General features: G+C 71.2%; 20 protein-coding genes. 16 read left to right on the forward strand and 4 right to left on the reverse strand.

The features are described from left to right. Positions 1–16 precede the first annotated feature (16 nt). Genes E1295_RS06720 through E1295_RS06730 form a run of 3 tightly spaced genes read left to right on the forward strand, consistent with a single transcriptional unit; the run spans position 17 to position 2,972 of the window. Entirely contained in the window at positions 17–1,510 is a 1,494-nt protein-coding gene (locus E1295_RS06720) for an Nramp family divalent metal transporter (RefSeq protein ID WP_246079881.1), read from the forward strand. Further along, a complete protein-coding gene (locus E1295_RS06725) occupies positions 1,510–2,001 on the forward strand; it encodes a hypothetical protein (protein ID WP_132628795.1) in 492 nt (163 codons plus the stop codon). The genes E1295_RS06720 and E1295_RS06725 overlap by 1 nt, the downstream gene beginning before the upstream one ends. Next, positions 1,998–2,972: a TerC family protein gene (locus E1295_RS06730; RefSeq protein ID WP_132628796.1), complete on the forward strand. Its 975-nt coding sequence runs from the start codon at positions 1,998–2,000 to the stop codon at positions 2,970–2,972. The genes E1295_RS06725 and E1295_RS06730 overlap by 4 nt, the downstream gene beginning before the upstream one ends. Positions 2,973–3,094: 122 nt before the next feature. Here the strand turns inward: E1295_RS06730 and E1295_RS48530 are convergent, their stop codons facing one another. The 3 genes from E1295_RS48530 to E1295_RS06740 form a co-directional block, all read right to left on the reverse strand. Continuing rightward, positions 3,095–3,271, reverse strand: coding sequence for a hypothetical protein (locus tag E1295_RS48530; RefSeq protein WP_166427107.1), 177 nt, complete (start codon positions 3,269–3,271; stop codon positions 3,095–3,097). A 178-nt stretch (positions 3,272–3,449) separates the two neighbouring features. Beyond that, positions 3,450–4,193: a GntR family transcriptional regulator gene (locus E1295_RS06735; RefSeq protein ID WP_132628797.1), complete on the reverse strand. Its 744-nt coding sequence runs from the start codon at positions 4,191–4,193 to the stop codon at positions 3,450–3,452. Between the two features lie 87 nt (positions 4,194–4,280). Beyond that, the gene (locus E1295_RS06740; protein WP_132628798.1) at positions 4,281–5,618 is read right to left on the reverse strand and encodes an MFS transporter; all 1,338 of its coding nucleotides are present in this window, start codon (positions 5,616–5,618) and stop codon (positions 4,281–4,283) included. Positions 5,619–5,707: 89 nt separating this feature from the next. Here E1295_RS06740 and sucC point away from each other — a divergent pair, with 89 nt between their 5' ends. From sucC to E1295_RS06770, 6 genes are read left to right on the forward strand one after another with little or no spacing between them, the layout of a single operon-like run. Beyond that, positions 5,708–6,838, forward strand: coding sequence for an ADP-forming succinate--CoA ligase subunit beta (gene sucC / locus E1295_RS06745; protein WP_132628799.1), 1,131 nt, complete (start codon positions 5,708–5,710; stop codon positions 6,836–6,838). Then, positions 6,838–7,713: a succinate--CoA ligase subunit alpha gene (gene sucD / locus E1295_RS06750; RefSeq protein ID WP_132628800.1), complete on the forward strand. Its 876-nt coding sequence runs from the start codon at positions 6,838–6,840 to the stop codon at positions 7,711–7,713. Before sucC ends, sucD begins: the two co-directional genes overlap by 1 nt. Then, positions 7,710–8,474 carry a hydroxypyruvate isomerase family protein gene (locus E1295_RS06755; RefSeq protein ID WP_132628801.1) on the forward strand — a complete coding sequence of 255 codons (765 nt, stop codon included), beginning with the start codon at positions 7,710–7,712 and terminating at the stop codon, positions 8,472–8,474. The genes sucD and E1295_RS06755 overlap by 4 nt, the downstream gene beginning before the upstream one ends. After that, positions 8,471–9,331, forward strand: a complete 861-nt coding sequence (locus E1295_RS06760) for an NAD(P)-dependent oxidoreductase (RefSeq protein ID WP_132628802.1) — start codon at positions 8,471–8,473, stop codon at positions 9,329–9,331. Before E1295_RS06755 ends, E1295_RS06760 begins: the two co-directional genes overlap by 4 nt. Continuing rightward, the gene (gene gcl, locus E1295_RS06765; RefSeq protein WP_132628803.1) at positions 9,328–11,049 is read left to right on the forward strand and encodes a glyoxylate carboligase; all 1,722 of its coding nucleotides are present in this window, start codon (positions 9,328–9,330) and stop codon (positions 11,047–11,049) included. The genes E1295_RS06760 and gcl overlap by 4 nt, the downstream gene beginning before the upstream one ends. Positions 11,050–11,081: 32 nt before the next feature. Continuing rightward, entirely contained in the window at positions 11,082–12,611 is a 1,530-nt protein-coding gene (locus E1295_RS06770; protein ID WP_132628804.1) for an aldehyde dehydrogenase family protein, read from the forward strand. A gap of 79 nt (positions 12,612–12,690) precedes the next feature. Here E1295_RS06770 and E1295_RS06775 read toward each other — a convergent pair whose 3' ends face one another. Further along, positions 12,691–13,071 carry a DUF6703 family protein gene (locus tag E1295_RS06775; protein ID WP_132628805.1) on the reverse strand — a complete coding sequence of 127 codons (381 nt, stop codon included), beginning with the start codon at positions 13,069–13,071 and terminating at the stop codon, positions 12,691–12,693. A 62-nt stretch (positions 13,072–13,133) separates the two neighbouring features. Here E1295_RS06775 and E1295_RS06780 point away from each other — a divergent pair, with 62 nt between their 5' ends. From E1295_RS06780 to E1295_RS06805, 7 genes are all read left to right on the forward strand, one after another. Further along, a complete protein-coding gene (locus tag E1295_RS06780) occupies positions 13,134–13,421 on the forward strand; it encodes an antibiotic biosynthesis monooxygenase family protein (RefSeq protein ID WP_132628806.1) in 288 nt (95 codons plus the stop codon). Between the two features lie 94 nt (positions 13,422–13,515). Further along, a complete protein-coding gene (locus E1295_RS06785; RefSeq protein ID WP_181957964.1) occupies positions 13,516–14,901 on the forward strand; it encodes a glycine--tRNA ligase in 1,386 nt (461 codons plus the stop codon). 527 nt (positions 14,902–15,428) lie between these two features. Beyond that, positions 15,429–15,575, forward strand: coding sequence for a hypothetical protein (locus tag E1295_RS48535; RefSeq protein ID WP_165974692.1), 147 nt, complete (start codon positions 15,429–15,431; stop codon positions 15,573–15,575). Beyond that, the gene (locus E1295_RS06790; protein WP_132628807.1) at positions 15,572–16,582 is read left to right on the forward strand and encodes an AAA family ATPase; all 1,011 of its coding nucleotides are present in this window, start codon (positions 15,572–15,574) and stop codon (positions 16,580–16,582) included. Before E1295_RS48535 ends, E1295_RS06790 begins: the two co-directional genes overlap by 4 nt. Continuing rightward, the gene (locus E1295_RS06795; protein WP_132628808.1) at positions 16,579–17,553 is read left to right on the forward strand and encodes a DUF58 domain-containing protein; all 975 of its coding nucleotides are present in this window, start codon (positions 16,579–16,581) and stop codon (positions 17,551–17,553) included. The genes E1295_RS06790 and E1295_RS06795 overlap by 4 nt, the downstream gene beginning before the upstream one ends. Further along, positions 17,550–18,491, forward strand: coding sequence for a VWA domain-containing protein (locus E1295_RS06800; RefSeq protein WP_132628809.1), 942 nt, complete (start codon positions 17,550–17,552; stop codon positions 18,489–18,491). Before E1295_RS06795 ends, E1295_RS06800 begins: the two co-directional genes overlap by 4 nt. Further along, the gene (locus E1295_RS06805; protein ID WP_220448569.1) at positions 18,488–19,438 is read left to right on the forward strand and encodes a S1C family serine protease; all 951 of its coding nucleotides are present in this window, start codon (positions 18,488–18,490) and stop codon (positions 19,436–19,438) included. The genes E1295_RS06800 and E1295_RS06805 overlap by 4 nt, the downstream gene beginning before the upstream one ends. The last annotated feature ends 6 nt before the right edge of the window (positions 19,439–19,444 follow it).

The raw sequence follows: 19,444 nt of genomic DNA on the forward strand, positions 1-19,444 counted from the left end.
CCCAGGAGGTCCGTAGGTGGACACATCGAACACACCTCCGGCGGCGCAGACCGCGCCACCGGCAGAGGACGAACGAGTATGGAAAGCGGGCCGGCTCGAGCCGATGCCCATCAGGAAGCTCCCCGACGCGCCTCCCTCGGTGCACATTCTCGGGCCGACGGTCTTCCTCGTCGCCCTGGGCGTGGGCATGGGCGAGTCGTACATGTGGCCCCGGCTGGTGCTGCTGTTCGGGCCGGAGATCCGGTGGCTGTTCCTGATCGGCGTCAGCCTGCAGGCCGTGGTGATGCTGGAGATGGCGCGCTACGCCATGGCCACGGGGGAGAGCATCTTCTCCGGCGCCGCCAGGGTGTTCAAGCCGCTGATGTGGTTCTTCTTCATCGTCGCCATCGCCGTCTACATCTGGCCGGGACACCTGTCGGCGGGAGCGGCGGCCTTCGAGGAGATAACCGGAATCCCCTGGGTGGTGACCGCGGTCGCCGGGTTGATCCTCGTCGGAGTGATCTTCAGCCTGGCCAAGGTGATCTACAACGTGCTGGAGAACGTGTTGTCGCTGCTCATCGGCGCACTCGTGCTCGGCACCGCCGTGGTCGCGGCCATGGTCGGCACCTGGAACGACGTGGTCACCACGATCACGGGCATGTTCTCCTTCGGCTACCTGCCGCCGGAGGCCATGACCGCGGCCTGGTTCCCCGTGATCGTCGGGGCGTGCGCGTTCGCCGGCCCGTCGGGCATGCAGCAGATGTGGTACACGCTGCACCTGCGTGACTCCGGCGCCGGCATGGGCGCGCACATGCCGAAGGTCCGCGGGCTGCGGCACGCGGGCGAGCAGGAGGAGATGCCCGCGCGCGGGTTCATGTTCGACACCGACGACCCGGCGGAGATGGCCAAGTGGAAGGGGTGGCGGCGCTGGGTCACCTTCGACGCCCTCCTGCTGTTCTGGGGCATCACCATGCTGGTCACGATCTCCTTCACGGTGATCGCCCAGTCGGCGGTGCGGCAGAACCCGGGCGTGCGCGACGTGATCGCAGGCGATGACCGGGAGGTGGCGCTCACCGCGATGGCGGACGCGGTCTCCTCCGCGGGCAGCTCGGTACTCGGGGTCGTTTTCCTCGGGTTCATCGCGCTCATCGGCCTGAACGCGACGCTGGGGCTGTTCGACTCCTTCTCCAGAGGTCAGGCCGACATGACCTACAACTTCGTGCCCGGCGCGAAGAAGGTCCGCATGTCGCACCTGTACGCGATCTTCCTCTGGGGTGTGATCATCTTCGGCATCCTGATCCTGCTGTTCGGCCCGGCCGACGGACCCAGCGGGATCCTCGACACGCTGGCGTTCCTGTCGACGTTCGCGATGGGCGCGTACTGCGTGACGCTCCTCCTGGTGAACAACCGCATGCTGCCCAAACCGATCAGGCCCAAGTGGTGGACCAACGTGATCATCGGCTTCGGTGCGGTGTTCTACCTGGGGATGCTGTTCTACAGCCTGTTCGCCTTCGGCGTGGTCGTGGGCTGATGATCGGACGGCACAGCCTCGAACTCGCCCTGCCAGGGGCGTCTATCGGAGCCGCCGCCGGTGCCATGGCCGGTGGGCTGACCCTGCTCGCGGGGCAGCCCACCGGGATGGTCGCGCTGTCGGCCCTCGCGCTCGCCGTGCCGCTCGGCCTCTTCGGCGGGCTGTACGGGGTGCTCCTGGGCCACGGCGTGTTCCGGCCGGGGACCTTCGGCCCCGTCGGACTGTTCTGGATGGTGGCCTTCCCCGTGTCCCGGCTCGTGCAGGAGAGCCTGGCCGGGGTCGGCATGGCCGACGGCGTGCTGCCATTCCTGGCGTACCAGGCGATGGTGGCGCTCGGCTTCGCGATCGGCTTCGTCTGGCTGCACGAGCGGCTCATGCCGCACTGGCTGATGCGCAGGGCCGGCGCGAACCCTGAGGCCAAGGCGCTGCTCGGCCAGTACATCAAGCACGCCCAGGCGCTGCAGGCGACCAGGAAGGGGTCGCGTCGATGAACCTGCCCGTCTGGGTCTGGCTGGCCACGGTCGGCGGATTCGGCATCGTGCTCGCGTTCGACTTCTACCTCGTCGCCCGCAACCCGCACGAACCCTCGTTCAGGGAATGTGTGGCCTGGGTGTCGTTCTACGTGGGCCTGGCCGTGGCCTTCGGCGCCGGTCTGCTCCTGGTGTCGGGCCCCGCGCACGGTGGAGAGTTCTTCGCCGGGTGGATCACCGAGTATTCGCTCAGCGTGGACAACCTCTTCGTCTTCCTGCTGATCATGAGCCGATTCCGGGTGCCGCGCGAATATCGCCAGAAGGTGCTGCTGATCGGCATCATCCTGGCGCTGATGATGCGCGGCGCCTTCATCGCGGCCGGCGCCGAGGCGGTCACCAGGTTCGACTGGCTCTTCTATGTCTTCGGCGCGTTCCTCGTCTACACCGCGTGGAAGCTGATCGGCCACGAGGACGACGACGCGGAGTTCTCCGAGAACCTCGCCCTGCGCACGGTGCGCCGGGTGCTCCCGACCACGGACACCTATCACGGCGCCCGGCTCACCGTGCACCTGGGCCGCAGGATGGTCACCCCGATGCTGATCGTGATGGTCGCCATCGGGACGACCGACCTGTTGTTCGCTCTCGACTCCATCCCGGCCATCTTCGGGCTCACCAAGGAGCCCTATCTGGTCTTCACCGCCAACGCCTTCGCCCTCATGGGGCTGCGGCAGCTCTTCTTCCTCATCGGCGGGCTGCTCGACCGGCTCGTCTACCTGAGCAAGGGCCTGTCGGTGGTGCTGGCCTTCATCGGGGTGAAGCTGATCCTTGAGGCCCTGCACCACGACGGCGTGTCGTGGGCGCCGGAGATCCCGATCCTGGTCTCTCTCGGCGTCATCGTCGGCACCCTGGCGGTCACCACGGTGCTGAGCCTGGTCAAGTCGGCTCGCGACGCCCGAGCGGAGGTGGTGGAGCCGGAAACCGCCGATCGCTGACCCCCGGAACCGGGGCCGCGCGCGGGGGCGAACCCGCCCCTGCCGCGGCTCTGCGGCGTGCCCGCGGCGACCGTGCTCCGGACCTGCTCATGGCGGTCGTGCTCACCTGCTCACCGGACGTGCTACGGCCGGGGGCTCTTGCGTACGTCGTGCTCGGTGGTCCACTGGCGCAGGTAGCGCTCCGCGTCGTCGGCGGAGTAGTGCTTCCTGAGCGCCGTGCTGAGGCCGAGGCCGATCATCCGGCCGTCGGCCGGATGGCCTGCCGGATCACCAAGGAGAAAGCGGATGAACGCCTTCACGGTCATGCACCTCCCATCTCTGCTACGCATCCTCTGCCCGAGGTGTTACGCAGCATGTCGTCTTCTGTGAACGTCAGATCACCCCGCGGTCGTCCCCGCAGGTCACCCCGCGGCGATCGCGCGCAGGCGTGCTCGACGCTCCTCGCGGGGGCCCCGCGAGGAGCGTCCGGCGTCGTCGTCAGCCGGTGGAGGGGGTGCGCGGACGCCGCCGGCGCACCGGCTTGGGCGCGGGCTCCACGGGCTCGTTCTCCCGCTGCTCCATGTAGGAGGCGCGGGTGTGCTCGGTGTGGTCGCGCATGATCTTCTGGGCGCGGCGCTCGTCGCCCGCCTCGATGGCGTCGATCAGCGAGGCGTGCTCGTCCCATGAGGCCATGCCGCGCTGGCGGGCCACGGGCGTGTGATACCACCGCACGCGCCTGGCCACCTGGGCGGCCAGCTCGGCGAGGACCTTGTTGCCCGACAGGTCGGTCACCAGCGCGTGCAGCTCCGAGTTGGTGGCCACGGCCCCGTCGACGTCGTCGGACTGCACCGCGGCGATGCCACGGGCGCACAACGCGCGCAGCCGTTTCACGCCGTCCTCGCCGGCGTGCTTGGCGGCCAGCCGGGCGGACTCGGTCTCGAGGAGGGTGCGGACGGCCAGCAACTGGTCGGCCTCCTCCAGCGTCGGGACGTGCACGAAGGCGCCCTGACCAGGATGCAGATCGACCCAGCCCTCACCGCTGAGCTGCTGCAGCGCCTCGCGGACCGGCTGCCTCGAGACTCCCAGCAGCTCGGCCAGCTCGCTCTCGACGAGGTGCTGACCGGGTTTGAGCTGCCCGGAGACGATGAGCTCTTGGATAGCCTCTATGACGCTCTCCCGGAGCGTGGCAGGACGGGGAATCTTCGCGGCCGCCGTCTGACCGGCCTGATCCGACAGCAACATGGGCACGTCTCCAGGACTGAGCTGAAAAGTTTTTAGTCGACTGCCTACAGCATACCGGCCGCGCGTTGTCCATGGTCGTGAGTCTCATCACAGGGGGATCGTCGCGGGCAGGCCGGGGAGCCGCAGGCGGGACGCGGCCAGCGCGGGCAGCGCGGCCACGGCGGCGGCGGCCAGCAGCGCGGCGCCGGGAGCGGTCAGGGCCGTCACGGCCAGGGCCACGGCGCCGGCGCCTGCCAGGGCCTTGGCGCTGTAGATGACGGCGTGGATCTCGCCGGCGCGCTCGGTGCCGAAGAACTCGCGTACGAGGCTGGCGAGCAGCGGGTAGAAGGCGCCGCCGCCCAGCCCGGCCGCGAGCGCGCCGAGCCAGAGCAGGGGAGCGCTGACGTCCGCCGGCCCGGGGAAGCCGCCCATGTGCGCGCCGCCGGCGGCCAGCAGCACCTGGCCGGCCGCGAGCGCGCCCAGCACGGCGGCCAGCACCCGCCTGCGGCCGAACAACTCCGAGCAGCGCATGGCCACCGCCCTGCTGGCGCCGTTCAGCGCCACCATGAGGGCCACCGCGCCCCACGTGCCCGTGCCCGCGACCACGATCACGTCGAAGACCGACACGGCGCCGGCGCACGTCAGGATCAGGGCGAGCGCGGGCAGCGTCCTCGTGCGCAGCGCCTGGGTGAGCAGGAACTGCTTGGCCGCCTCCGGGGTGACGCGCAACCGCGCGGCGTCGAGGGCGTACGTACGCGGGTCCACGTCGTCGGGCCACCACAGGACCGGGGGCAGCCGCAGGTGGCGGGCCGCCGTTCCGATGACGGCCACCGCGACGGCCGCGGCGGTCAGGAAGGCGGCCGGCGTGGCGTCCGGGGCGATCCCGGCCCACACCAGCAGCGGCACGGCCCCGTACCCGAAGGCGCCGGTGATCAGGCCGACCCGGGCGGCGGGGCGCTCGGGGAACCAGGAGGAGACCACCTCGCCGCAGACGCCGTAGACCAGGCCCGCGCCGAGCCCGCCGAGCAGCCCGTAGCCGATGAGGGCGACCAGGCTCACGGGGCCGCCGCTCGCGAGCGCCGCCTGCCCGGCCGTGGCGAGGGGTGCCTGCCCGGCCGCGGCGAGCACCGCGCCGCTCGTGAGGGCGGCCGTGACGAGGCCGAGCCCGCTCAGCGCGGCCCCGAGCGCCAGGCTCGCGCGTACGCTGAGGCGCCCGCGCCGCACCAGGTGCAGGGCGGGCAGCGCGCCCGCCGCCTGACAGGCGATCCAGACGGCCAGCAGGGTCAGCCCGGTGCCCTTCTGGGCCAGCAGGGCGGCGTAGCCGTACTGGAGCGGGCTGATCGCGGCCATGGCGGCCCAGGCCAGCCAGAACATGCGCTTGCGGTCGGCGGGGACGGGCCCGGGAAGGTACGAGCGGCCGCGCCAGTCTCTTACTGCATTCTCCATACTGTATGGAATATCCAGTAGACGGAGCCCTGTCGAGACCCTAGACGAGGGATATTCCATACGGTATACCGTCTACAAAGGAGGCTCGAATGGACCTGTACGAATACCAGGCGAAGGAGCTCTTCGGGCGTCACGGGATCCCGGTCCCCGCGGGCAGGCTCGCCACCACCCCCGCCCAGGCGGGCGCGATCGCGGCCGAGCTGAACGCGCCCGTTGTCATCAAGGCCCAGGTGAAGACCGGTGGACGCGGCAAGGCGGGCGGCATCAGGACCGCGGCGGGGCCGGTCACCGCGGAGGTGGAGGCCGGCCGCGTCCTCGGCATAGACATCAAGGGGCACGTCGCGCACAGCGTGCTGGTCGAGACCGCGACCGTGCCGCTCGAGGAGTACTACGCGGCCTTCCTGGTCGACCGGGCCGAGGGCGGGTTTCTCGCCATGGTGTCGAGCCAGGGAGGCATGGAGATCGAGGAACTCGCGGCCACCGACCCCGACGCCCTGGTGAAGCTGCCCGTCGACCCGGTGTCCGGAGTGGACGCGGAGACCGCGCGGGCACTGGCCGCCAAGGCGGGCCTGCCCGAGCAGGCGGCCGGGGTGCTGGAGCAGCTGTGGCGGGTGCTGGTCGCGGAGGATGCCCTGCTGGTCGAGGTGAACCCGCTGATCTGCACCACCGACCAGCGCATCGTGGCGCTCGACGGCAAGGTGACCCTGGACGACAACGCCGCCTTCCGGCATTCGTGGGAGCCGGAGGAACAGGCGGACGGCCTGGAGGCCCGCGCCCGGGCCAAAGGACTCAACTACGTCAAACTCGACGGCCGGGTCGGCGTGATCGGCAACGGGGCCGGCCTCGTCATGAGCACGCTGGACGTGGTCGCGGGCGCGGGGGCCGCCCCCGCCAACTTCCTCGACATCGGCGGCGGCGCGTCCGCCAAGGTCATGGCCGACGGGCTGGAGATCATCCTGGCCGACCCCGACGTGCGCTCGGTGCTGGTCAACGTCTTCGGCGGCATCACGGCCTGCGACGCGGTGGCCAACGGCATCGTCACCGCACTCGAACTCCTCGGCGAACGCGGCCACGGCAGGCCCATCGTCGTACGGCTGGACGGCAACAACGCGGAAGTGGGCCGGCGCATCCTCAGCGACGCCAGGCACCCGGCCGTCCGCCAGGTCTCCACCATGGACGGCGCCGCCGAGACGGCGGCCAGACTCGCGGCAGGTGCGTGATGGCGATCTTCCTGACCAAGGACAGCCGGGTGCTCGTGCAGGGCATGACGGGCGCGGAAGGCAGCAGGCACACGGCCCGCATGCTCGCCGCGGGCACCGACATCGTGGCCGGGGTGACCCCCGGAAAGGGCGGGCGCTCGGTGGACTTCGGCGAACGCGCGGTGCCGGTGTTCGGCTCCGTGGCCGAGGCGATGGCCGAGACGGGGGCGGACGTCTCCGTGGTGTTCGTGCCGCCCCGCTTCACCGGCTCGGCCGTGGAGGAGGCCGTCGAGGCGGGCATCCCGCTGTGCGTGGTCATCACCGAGGGCGTTCCCGTGCACGACGCCGTACGTTTCCGCGCCCTGGCGAGCGGCCGCACCAGGATCATCGGGCCCAACTGTCCCGGCCTGATCAGCCCCGGACAGTCGTCGGCCGGCATCATCCCCGCCGACATCACCTCCGCCGGGCGCATCGGGCTGGTCTCCAAGTCGGGCACGCTGACGTACCAGCTGATGTACGAGCTGCGCGACCTCGGCTTCTCCACCGCCGTCGGCATCGGCGGCGACCCGGTCGTCGGCACCACCCACATCGACTGCCTCAAGGCGTTCCAGGACGACCCCGGCACCGACGCGATCGTCATGATCGGCGAGATCGGCGGCGACGCCGAGGAGCGGGCCGCCGCCTACATCGCGGCGAACGTCACCAAGCCCGTCATCGCCTATGTGGCCGGCTTCACCGCGCCGGAGGGCAAGACCATGGGGCACGCGGGCGCGATCGTGTCCGGCTCGTCCGGCACCGCCCAGGCCAAGAAGGAGGCCCTGGAGGCCGTCGGCGTCCGCGTCGGCCGCACCCCTTCGGAGACGGCCCGTCTCCTCCGCGCCGGGGTGTCGTCGTGAAGTTCGCCGTCAACCTGTCCATCCTCCTCACCGGCCTGCCGCTGCTGGAGCGTCCGGCCGCGGCGGCCAAGGCGGGGTTCGACGCCGTGGAGCTGTGGTGGCCGTTCGACGGTCCCGAGCCGGGCGACGCCGAGCTCGCGGCGCTGCGCCAGGCCGTCGAGGACGCCGGGGTGCGTCTCACCGGGCTCAACTTCGACGCCGGTGACATGGCGGCCGGCGACCGCGGGCTGCTGGCCAGGCCGGGCGACTCGGCCAGGTTCCGGGCCAACATCGACGTCGCGGTCCGGCTGGCGGGCGAGCTGGGCTGCGGGGTGCTCAACGCGCTGTACGGCAACGGCCCGGGCACCGACAGGGACCTGGCCGTGGCGAACCTGCGCAGGGCGGCGGACGCGGCGGCGGGGATCGGCGCGACCGTGGTGGTCGAAGCGCTCAACTCCCACGAGAACCCGAAATATCCGATCACGTCGTCGCAGGCGGCGTTCGAGCTGATCGACGACGTCGGCAGGGACAACGTGGCCTTCCTGGCCGACCTCTACCACCTGCACCGGATGGGCGAGGACGTGCTCGCGCTCATCGACGGGCACGCGGGACGGTTCGGCCACGTACAGATCGCCGACGACCCCGGCAGGGGACGGCCGGGCAGCGGGCGCATGCCGTACCAGGAGATCTTCGCGCGGCTGACGGCCGCGGGCTACCGCGGCCACGTCGGCCTGGAGTACCGGCACGAGGGGCCGGGCGCATTCGACTGGAGGCGCACATGAACATCGGCTTCGTCGGCCTGGGGATCATGGGCAGTCCCATGGCCGCCAACCTGGTCAAGGCCGGGCACACCGTGACCGGGTACGACCTCAGCACCGAGCGGGTCGAGCAACTCGCCGGGCTGGGCGGCAAAGGCGCGGCGAGCGTCGTCGACGCGGTCGCCGGCGCGGACGTCGTGATCACCATGCTGCCCGACTCGCCGCAGGTGGAGGAGGTCGCGCCGCTGATCGTCGAGTACGGCAGGCCGAACCTGCTCTACGTCGACATGAGCACCATCAGGCCGGAGACCTCCCGCGAGGTGGCCCGCCGGGCGTCGGCCGTCGGGGTGCGGGCGCTGGACGCCCCCGTCAGCGGCGGCGAGCGCGGCGCGATCGACGGCACCCTGTCGATCATGGTGGGCGGCGCCGCCGAGGACGTCGAGGCGGCCAGGCCGGTGCTGGGCAGCCTCGGCACGACCGTGGTGCACGTCGGCCCGGCGGGCGCCGGGCAGACCGTCAAGGCGGCCAACCAGCTCGTCGTCGGCGGCGTGTACGGGCTCGTGTCGGAGGCCATCGTGCTGCTGGAGGCCTCGGGCGTGGAGCCGGTCGCAGGCCTGGACGTGCTCGCGGCCGGCCTGGCGGGCTCCAGGATCCTCGATCTCAAACGGCACACCATGGTCAGACGCGAGTTCGCCCCCGGATTCCGCATCGACCTGCACCACAAGGACATGGGCATCGCCGTCGCCGCGGCCCGCGAGGCCGGGGTGAGCCTGCCGCTGACCGGTCAGGTCGCCCAGCTCATGGCGGCGGCCAGGGCGCAGGGCCACGGCTCGCTCGACCACTCCGCCCTGCTCAAAGTGATCGAAAGGCTGAATGGGTGAATCGCATTCCATGCATGGAGGCCGTGGTCGCGGTGCTGGAGTCGGAGGGCGTGGACACCGTCTTCGGCATCCCGGGCGCGGCCATCCTGCCGCTCTACGCGGCACTCCAGAACAGCTCGGTGCGGCACATCACGGTACGCCACGAGGAGGGCGGCACCCACGCGGCCGACGGCTGGGCCAGGGCCACGGGAAACGTGGGCGTCTGCATCGGCACCTCAGGCCCGGCCGGCACCAACATGATCACGGGCCTCTACACGGCGATGGCCGACTCGATCCCGATGATCTGCGTCACCGGTCAGGCGGCCACCTCGAAACTGCACCAGGAGGCGTTCCAGGCGGTCGACATCGTGGAGATCGCCCGGCCCGTGACCAAGTGGGCGGTGCAGCTCAAGGAGCCCGCCCAGGCGCCGTGGGTGTTCCGCGAGGCGTTCAGGATCGCGAGGTCGGGCCGGCCGGGGCCGGTGCTGATCGACCTGCCGATCGACGTCCAGCGCGGCACCTGCCTGTACGACCGCGACGTGGACGCGCCGCTGCCCGTCGAGATTCCGCGCCCGCTGCCCGGAGCCGTGCGCAAGGCCATGGACCTGCTGGCGGCGGCCAAGCGTCCCGTCATCCTGGCCGGCGGCGGCGTGATTATCGCCGACGCCTGCGACGAGCTGCGCGCGCTGGCCGAGCACCTCCAGCTGCCGGTGCACGTGACGCTCATGGGCAAGGGCGCCTTCCCCGAGGACCACCCGCTGTTCGCCGGGATGCCCGGCATCCAGACCCAGACCCGATGGGGAAACGCCGCGTTCCTGCAGAGCGACCTGGTGCTCGCCGTCGGCGCCCGCTTCGGCGACCGGCACACCGGCGACCTCGACGTCTACCGCCGCGGGCGCACGTTCGTGCACGTGGACATCGAGCCGATGCAACTCGGCCGGGTCTTCGAGCCCGACCTGGGGATCGTCGGCCACGCCAGACCTGTGCTCGCCGACCTGCTGGCCGAGGCGCGCGGGCGCGGCGGGCCGAAGGAGCCGGGCAAGTGGGTGCGCAAGGTCGCCGACCTGCGCCGTACGATGGCCCGCCGCGACGACTTCGACGACGTGCCGATCAAACCGCCCAGGGTGTTCAAGGAGATCAACGCCTATTTCGGCAGGGACACCACGTTCGTCACCGCCATCGGGCTCTACCAGATCTGGTCGGGGCAGTTCCAGACGACCTACCTGCCGCGCCGCTACCTGGTCTGCGGGCAGGCGGGCCCGCTGGGCTGGGAGGTGCCCGCGGCCATGGGCGTCAAGTGCGCGCATCCCGAGCGGCAGGTGGTGGCCGTGGTGGGCGACTACTCCTTCCAGTTCCTGATGGAGGAGGTCGCGGTGGCCGCCCAGTACCGCGTCCCGTTCGTCATCGTGATGATCAACAACGAGTACCTGGGCCTCATCCGGCAGGCCGAGATCCCGTACGGCATGAACTTCGCCGTGGACCTGCACTACGGGGAGGGCGGCATCGACCATGTCAAGGCCATGGAGGCGTTCGGCTGCCCGGCACGCCGCGTGGAGCTGCCGGGCGACCTGCCGGACGCGCTGGCGTGGGCGTCGGCCGAGTCGGCGCGGGAACGGCTGCCGGTGCTGGTGGAGGTGATGGTCGAACGCGAGGCCAACGCCGCCATGGGCCCCTCGCTCGACGCGATCAAGGAGTTCGAGCCGCTGCCCGAACTCATCACCGCCGACTGGTCCGACTGAGAGGCCGGCCGGTCCGACTGAGAGGAGCTCTCATGCAGCTCAAACCGGGTACGGCCTGGCAGGACGCCTATGACCGATGCTGCGCGGCGGCCCCGGAGGCCTTCCACGACGACCGCGTACTGAACCACTGGGGCGGCATGTGGCGCCGTGACGGTCGTCCCGTGCCGGGGTTCTCGCCGCTCGACGGCACCGCCATCGCCGGCCTGCCCCGGCTCGACCGCGCCGGGGCCGCGCGGGCGGTGGCCGGCGCGGTGGAGGAGCACAACCGGTGGCGCTACCTGCCGATGGCCGAGCGCAAGGCGATGGTCACGGCGGCCGTCGAGTCCATGGCCGCGCACCGCGACCTGCTCGCCCTGCTGCTGGTCTGGGAGATCGGCAAGCCGTGGAAGACGGCCTGCGCCGACGTGGACCGCTGCCTGGACGGCGTGCGCTGGTACCTCGACGAGATCGACCGCATGGTCGCGGGACGCACGCCGCTGCCCGGCCCGGTCAGCAACATCGCGAGCTGGAACTATCCGATGAGCGTGCTCATGCACGCCATGCTGGTGCAGGCGCTGGCCGGCAACGCGGTGATCGCCAAGACGCCCACGGACGGCGGGTTGTGCTGCCTCACGCTGGCCTGCGCGCTGGCCGTGCGGGAAGGGCTGCCGTTCACGCTGGTCAGCGGGGGAGGGGCCGAGCTGTCGCCGGTGCTGGTGGCCGGGCGCGCGCTGGGCTGCGTGTCGTTCGTGGGCGGCAGGGACGCGGGGGCCAAGGTGGCGACCTCGCTGGCCGACCTCGGGCGCCGGCACGTGCTGGAGCAGGAGGGGCTGAACTGCTGGGGAGTGTGGGAGTACGGCGACTGGGACCTGCTCACGAGGCAGATCCGGGCGTCGTTCGACTACGCCAAGCAGCGGTGCACGGCCTATCCGCGGTTCGTGGTGCAGCGGTCGGCGTTCCCCGAGTTCCTGGGGGCGTACCTGTCGGCCGTGGGATCGCTGCGCTTCGGCCATCCGCTCGCGGTGGCCGAGCCGGACGACCCGCTGCCGGAGCTGGCCTTCGGCCCGCTGATCAACGCCTCGAAGGCCAAGGAGCTGGCCGACCAGGTGGACGAGGCCGTGGCGCGGGGCGGCGTGCCGGTCCACCGCGCGGCCATCGAGTCCGGACATTTCCTGCCGGGGCAGGATATTTCGGCATACTTTGCCCCGACCGCGATCCTCAACCCGCCCCCGTCCTCACCCCTGCACCACGCCGAGCCGTTCGGCCCCGTCGACACGATCGTCCTGGTGGACACGGAGGCCGAGCTGCTGGCCGCCATGAACGCCAGCAACGGCGCCCTCGTCGCCACCCTCTCCTGCGGCGAGGAGGAGACCTTCCACCGCCTCGCGCCCCAGGTGCGGGCGTTCAAGGTGGGCCACAACACACCCCGCTCGCGCGGCGACCGCGAGGAACTGTTCGGCGGGCTCGGCGCGTCGTGGCGCGGCGCGTTCGTCGGCGGCGAGCTGCTGGTGCGCGCCGCCACGAGCGGCCCCGACGGCGAACGCCTGCCGGGCAACTTCCCGCACTACACACTTCTGCCCTGAGACCGCGCCGGCCTGCCCTGAGACGCGCCCGGAACGGGACCGCGTGTCAGGAACGGAGCCAGAAGCCTGAGGCGAACCCTCAGAAGGCGCCGAAGCGGGTCGCCGCGAGCAGGACGAGAAAGGTCAGCATGACGACCCGCAGCAGCTTCCCGCCGACGGTCAGCGACGGCCAGGACAGATAGGCCAGCCACCCGATGAACGCGATCACCGGCAGCACGGCCACGCCGCCCAGCGGATTGGTCACGGCGAACCCCGCCAGCAGCAGGATCACCATCACCGCCGGCGCCACCCACCGGGGCACCTGCGTGAACAGGAACGTCATCGGCACGGCGCTGCGCTGCTCGACGGCCTTGCGCAGCCCGCTCGCGCCCGGCGTGAAGAACTGCTCACCCTGCGGGACCGCACGCTTGCCGCCCTGCCTGCCTGTGCGCTTGCCGCCGCGCTCACTGTCCGGGGTCACGGGAAGAGCCTACGCGTGTCGCGCGGAGCGGCGCTCCTGGACGGGGCCTCTAGGCTGGTCGCGTGCTCGCTGTGATCCGATACTCCGTTCCAGAGTCCCAGTCGCAGGACTTCGTCAAACAGGGCCACGCCATCCTCGACCTGCTCGCCGGCCAGCCGGGCTACCGCCGCGGCCGGCTGGCCCGATCGGTCGACGAGCCCAACCTGTGGGCGCTGATCAGCGAGTGGGAGGGCGCCGGCTTCTACCGCCGAGCGCTCTCCGCCGCCCGGATGGCGATGTATCCGCTGATGATCCTCATGGTCAACGAACCCAGCGCATATGAGGACGTTCACGTTCGGGACGGCGCGTAACAATACTCGCGCGCGAAGGCGTTCGAGCGTCCCCTAAGCTGGGATCTCACCGAATTCACTCGCCGACCTCCAGCCGGAAAGAGAACCAACCAACATGGCACGACGCACCGACGTCCTGGACACCATCGTCAGCCTCGCCAAGCGCCGCGGGCTCGTCTACCCGTCGAGCGAGATCTACGGCGGACTGCGCGCGTCGTGGGACTACGGTCCACTGGGCGTCGAGCTGAAGAACAACGTCAAGCGGCAGTGGTGGCTGTCGATGGTCCAGTCGCGCGACGACGTGGTGGGCCTCGACTCCTGCGTCATCCTGGCGCCCGAGGTGTGGCGGGCCAGCGGCCACGTCGACACCTTCACCGACCCGCTGACCGAGTGCCTGTCCTGCCACAAGCGTTTCAGGGCCGACCACCTCGTCGAGGCCTACGAGGAGAAGAACGGCAAGGCGCCCGAGGGCGGCCTGGCCGACATCACCTGCCCCAACTGCGGCAACAAGGGCACCTTCACCGAGCCCCGGCAGTTCAGCGGCCTGCTCAAGACCTACCTCGGCCCCGTCGAGGACGAGTCGGGCCTGGCCTGGCTGCGGCCCGAGACCGCGCAGGGCATCTTCATCAACTATCTCAACGTGCAGCAGTCGGCCCGCAAGAAGATCCCGTTCGGCATCGGCCAGGTCGGCAAGTCGTTCCGCAACGAGATCACGCCGGGCAACTTCATCTTCCGCACCCGCGAGTTCGAGCAGATGGAGATGGAGTTCTTCGTCAAGCCCGGCACCGACGAGGAGTGGCACCAATACTGGATCGACGAGCGCTTCCGGTGGTACTCCGACCTCGGCATCAACAAGGACAACCTGCGCCTCTACGAGCACCCGCAGGAGAAGTTGTCCCACTACTCCAAGCGCACCGTCGACGTCGAATACCGCTTCAACTTCGTCGGCTCCGAGTGGGGTGAGCTCGAAGGCATCGCCAACCGCACCGACTTCGACCTCACCGCCCACGCCAAGGCGTCCGGCGCCGACCTCAGCTTCTTCGAGCAGGACAGCGGGGAGCGCTACGTCCCCTACGTCATCGAGCCGGCCGCCGGCGTCGACCGGGCCACGCTGACGTTCCTGATCGACGCCTACAGCGAGGACGAAGCGCCCAACGCCAAGGGCGTCATGGAGAAGCGCACGGTCATGCGGCTCGACCACCGGCTCGCCCCGGTCAAGGCCGCGGTGCTGCCGCTCTCGCGCAACGCCGACCTGTCGCCGAAGGCACGCGACCTGGCCGCGCAGCTGCGCCGCCGGTGGAACGTCGAGTTCGACGACGCCGGCGCCATCGGCCGCCGCTACCGCCGCCAGGACGAGATCGGCACGCCGTTCTGCATCACCGTCGACTTCGACACCCTGGAGGACAACGCGGTGACCATCCGCGAGCGCGACTCCATGGCCCAGGAGCGCATCTCCATCGACGGCGTCGACGCCTACCTCCGCCAGCACCTGAACGACTGACCGGGCCCTTGTGCGGTGCCGTAGTTCGGCGTCCGCGATGGGCGTGCGACGGGTCCGCGTGGGTGCCGTAGCTCTCCTGCGTGCCTGTTGGTGACGGGCTTGTGTGGTGCGGTAGTGGGCGTGCGTGTGTTCGCGTGCGACGGGTCTGCGTGGGTGCCGTAGCTTCTCGTGCGTACGTGTTAACGACGGGCTGGTGTGGTTGTCCTCGTGCGTACCGTTCGGGTGCTTGGTGGCGGGTTTGTGGGGTCGTCGTAGTGCGGCGCGCGTGCGGGTGGGCGGTGTTGTTCTTACGGCAGGCCGCCTGGGCCCCACCCGCCGCCGCGCGCCGCGGCCCTCCAGGGAGACGCTCCTCCGCCTCACCGCCGCGCCGCCGTGACGCGCGCATGTTCACCCGGCTCCGTGGTCATTCGTGACCGGCCTGCCTCACCGAAAAATCGTGTAAAGGCGGGGGTTACGCGGGTTTTCGCGGTTGCCTGATGACATGCCCTCTAAGCCGATAAACGGCCATACGAGGGACGAGGGTAACCATGCGTACATCACGTTTCGCTCTTGTGCTGCTCGCCGCGGGCGCTGTGCTCATGACGGGGAGTGCCGCGTTCGCCGAACCTGAGCCGACGGCGCTGGAACTGCGGCTGGTCGTGGACGACTGCCCCGACAAGGTCGTGCAGCCATGATCGACCCCGCACTGCTCGAACGCGCGCTCTTCGAGGTCAAGCGGGTGATCGTCGGCCAGGACCACATGGTCGAGCGGCTGCTCGTCGCGGTCATCGCCAAGGGGCACTGCCTGCTCGAAGGTGTGCCGGGCATCGCCAAGACGCTGGCCGCCGAGACCACGGCGAACGTGGTCGGAGGGACGTTCGCCCGCATCCAGTTCACGCCCGACCTGGTGCCGTCCGACATCATCGGCACGCGCATCTACCGGCCGTCGACCGAGTCGTTCGACATCGAGCTGGGCCCCGTCATGGTGAACCTGCTGCTCGCCGACGAGATCAACCGGGCGCCCGCCAAGGTGCAGTCCGCCCTGCTGGAGATCATGGCCGAGCGGCAGGTCAGCATCGGCGGCGTCACCCACGACGTGCCGAGGCCGTTCCTGGTGCTGGCCACCCAGAACCCCATCGAGTCGGAAGGCGTCTACCACCTGCCCGAGGCGCAGCGCGACCGCTTCCTCATGAAGATCGACGTGGGCTATCCCAGCGAATCGGAGGAGCTGGCGATCGTCTACCGCATGAGCGTGGACCCGCCCGCGCCGAACGCCGTCCTCGACCCGGCGCAGGTTCTCGCGCTGCAGCGGCGGGCCGAAGAGGTCTTCGTGCACCACGCCATCGCCGAGTACGCCGTCCGCCTCGTCTACGCCACCCGCGACCCCGACCGGTACGGGGTGCAGGACGTACGCCGGCTGCTGGCGTTCGGGGCCAGCCCCAGGGCCACGCTCGGCCTGCTGTCGGCCGCCAGGGCGCTGGCGCTTCTGAGGGGGCGCGACTACGTGCTGCCTGAGGACGTACGCGACCTGGCGCACGACGTGATGGCGCACCGGCTGGTGCTCTCCTTCGACGCGCTGGCCGACGGGGTCGAGCCCCGGCAGATCGTGGACCGGGTGCTGGCCGCCGTGCCGCTGCCCCTCATCGCGCCCCAACAGGAAGCGGTGCGCCAGGAATCGGTACGGCAGGACGCGGTGGCATGAAGCCGTACCTGATCGCGGAGCCCGCGCTGCGCCGGCTCGAACTGACGATCACCAGGAGGCTGGATGGACTGCTCCAGGGCGAACACCTCGGGCTGGTGCCAGGTCCCGGGAGCGAGCCCGCGGAGTCGCGCCCGTACCAGCCGGGGGACGACGTGCGGCGGATGGACTGGAACGTCACCGCCCGCACCAACGAGCCCCACGTGCGGGATATGGTCGCCGACCGGGAGCTGGAGATGTGGGCCCTGCTCGACGTCACCGCGAGCATGGACTTCGGGACCACGGTGCTGGAGAAGCGGGAGCTCGCCCTGTCCGCGCTGGCGGCGGTCGGCTTCCTCACCCAGCGGACCGGCAACCGCATCGGCACCCACCTGCTGCACGGGGGCGGCGTCAGGACGCTGCCCGCCAGGACGGGCCGGCCGCACCTGATGGCGCTGCTGCAGGCGGCGTTCGCGCTGCCGCGCACCCCGCCCGGGGTGGCCGAGCCGCTGCTCGGCGTCGCGGCGGAACAACTGGCCCGGGTCGTACGGCGGCGCGGTCTCGTCGTGGTGGTGTCCGACTACCTGGACGCGCCCGAGACGTGGGAGTCGCCGCTGCGCAGGCTCGCCGCCAGACACCAGGTGCTGGCGGTGGAGGTGGTCGACCCGCGCGAGCTGACCCTGCCGGACGTGGGGATCCTCACGCTGATCGACCCGGAGACGGGACGGCGGCGCGAGGTCGCCACCGGCAACGCCCGGCTGCGCCGCCGGTACGCGGAGGCGGCGGCCGGGCAGCGCGACGCCATCGCACAGGCGTTGCGCCGGGCCGGAGCCACCCACCTGCGGCTGCGTACGGACCGGGACTGGGTGCGTGACCTGGTCCAGCACGTCATGCGCCAGCGCCGCCTGGCCGCGCTGGCCCCGAGCCCGATGCTGCCCGCCCGGCCCCCCGCCCGAGGCGGCGGCACACCCGGCACAGGAGGTGATGTGGCGTGAGCCTGATCTCGCCCATCTGGTTGCTGCTGCTCATCCCCGTGGCGCTGCTCGCCGTCGCCTACGTGCTCATGTCGCTGCGGCGCAGCGCGTACGCCGTCCGCTTCACCAACCTTGACCTGCTCGACCGGGTGGCTCCGAGGAGCCCGGGATGGCGCAGGCATGTCCCGGCGGCGGCGCTGCTGCTCATGTTCGCGCTGGCGGTCGTGGGCTTCGCCCGGCCGACGGCCGAGGTGCAGGTGCCGAGGGAACGGGCCACGATCATGGTGGCGTTCGACGTGTCGGCGTCGATGAGCGCCACCGACGTCAGCCCCGACCGGTTCTCGGCGGCCCGGCAGGCGGCCAGGCAGTTCGTGGAGGGCCTGCCCGAGAGGTTCAACCTGGGTCTGGTGTCGTTCTCGTCGTCGGCCTCCGTGGCGGTGCCGCCGACCACGGACCGGCAGGCGGTGCTGAGCGCGCTCGACCGGCTCGGCACGGCCTCGGGCACCGCCATCGGCGAGGCCGTCTACTCCTCGCTGGAGGCCATCGCCACGCTCGACTCGCAGGAGGAGGCGCCGCCCGCGCACATCGTGCTGCTGTCGGACGGCTCCAACACGACCGGCCGCACGCTGAACGACGCGGCGGCCGAGGCCCAGTCGAGGGGCGTCCCGGTCACCACCATCGCCTACGGCACCGCGGACGGCACCATCAGCCTCTCCGGCCAGGAGGTCCCCGTGCCGGTGGACGGTCCCGCGCTGCGCGGGCTGGCCGAGTCGGCGGGCGGCGGGTTCTACGAGGCGGCCAGCGGCAGCGAGCTGCAGGCGGTGTACGAGGACATCGGCACGTCGGTCGGCTACCGCACCGAGCAGCAGGAGGTATGGCAGTGGTTCGTGGCGGCGGGACTGATGTCCGGGCTGATCGCGGCGGTGACGTCGATGGTGTGGTTCTCGAGGTTCCCGTGAGGGGCCTCGGCCGGCCGAGCGGGCCGGAGTTCCGTACGGCGCTGCTCGGCGGTCCCCAGGAGCTCATCCTGGGGCCGCCGCCCGTGCCGGGTCCACCGCCTCCGCGAGAGGCTCCCACGCAGCCGCCGCCCATCCTGGGCCCGCCCGCCCAGAGCCCGCCCGTGCACGGAGAGCCGCCTGTGCGGGGGGCGCGGCACGGGCAGGGCGCGGCGGCGCCCAGAGGACGCCTGCTGGTGGTCGCCGCGCTCGTGGCGGCGACCGCCGGTGGGGCGGCAGGAGTGGCGGGGGCCCGGCTCTCCGGGGTGTCCGAGCCGGTCCCCGTCACGGCCCTGCCGCGGGTCGCGCCCGCGCCGTCGTCCGGTCTGACCGGGTTGAGCGCGACGGCGGCGCGGGTGCTTCCCAGCGTGGTCTCCGTGGAGGCCGGCAGCCGCGGCGGGTCCGGCTTCGTGGTGGACGGACGCGGCCACATCCTCACCAACGCACACGTGGTCGGCACGAGCAGCCTGGCGACCGTGGTGCTGAACGACGGCCGCAGGCTGAGCGCCCGCGTGGTCGGCGCGGACGATGACGAGGACCTGGCCGTGCTGGTGGTCGACCGCCCGGATGAGCTGACACCCGCCGTCCTCGGCCGCTCGTCCGACCTGTCCGTGGGCGAGCGGGTGCTGGCCATCGGCTCGCCGCTGGGGTTGTCCGGCACGGTCACCGCGGGCATCGTCAGCGCCCTGGACAGGGAGGTACGGCTGGGCGGGGCATCGCGTACGGCCGTGCAGACGGATGCGTCCATCAACCCGGGCAACTCGGGTGGGCCGCTGGTGAACGACCGGGGTGAGGTCGTGGGGGTGAACACCGCGATCGCGGCCGGGCGAGGGGGCGGGAACATCGGGATCGGTTTCGCCATCCCCATCGACCGGGCCGCGCCCATCGCGGAACGCATCATGCGAAATTAGGGTCAA

The sequence above is a fragment of the Nonomuraea mesophila genome (assembly GCF_004352805.1).
Lineage (GTDB): Bacteria > Actinomycetota > Actinomycetes > Streptosporangiales > Streptosporangiaceae > Nonomuraea > Nonomuraea longispora.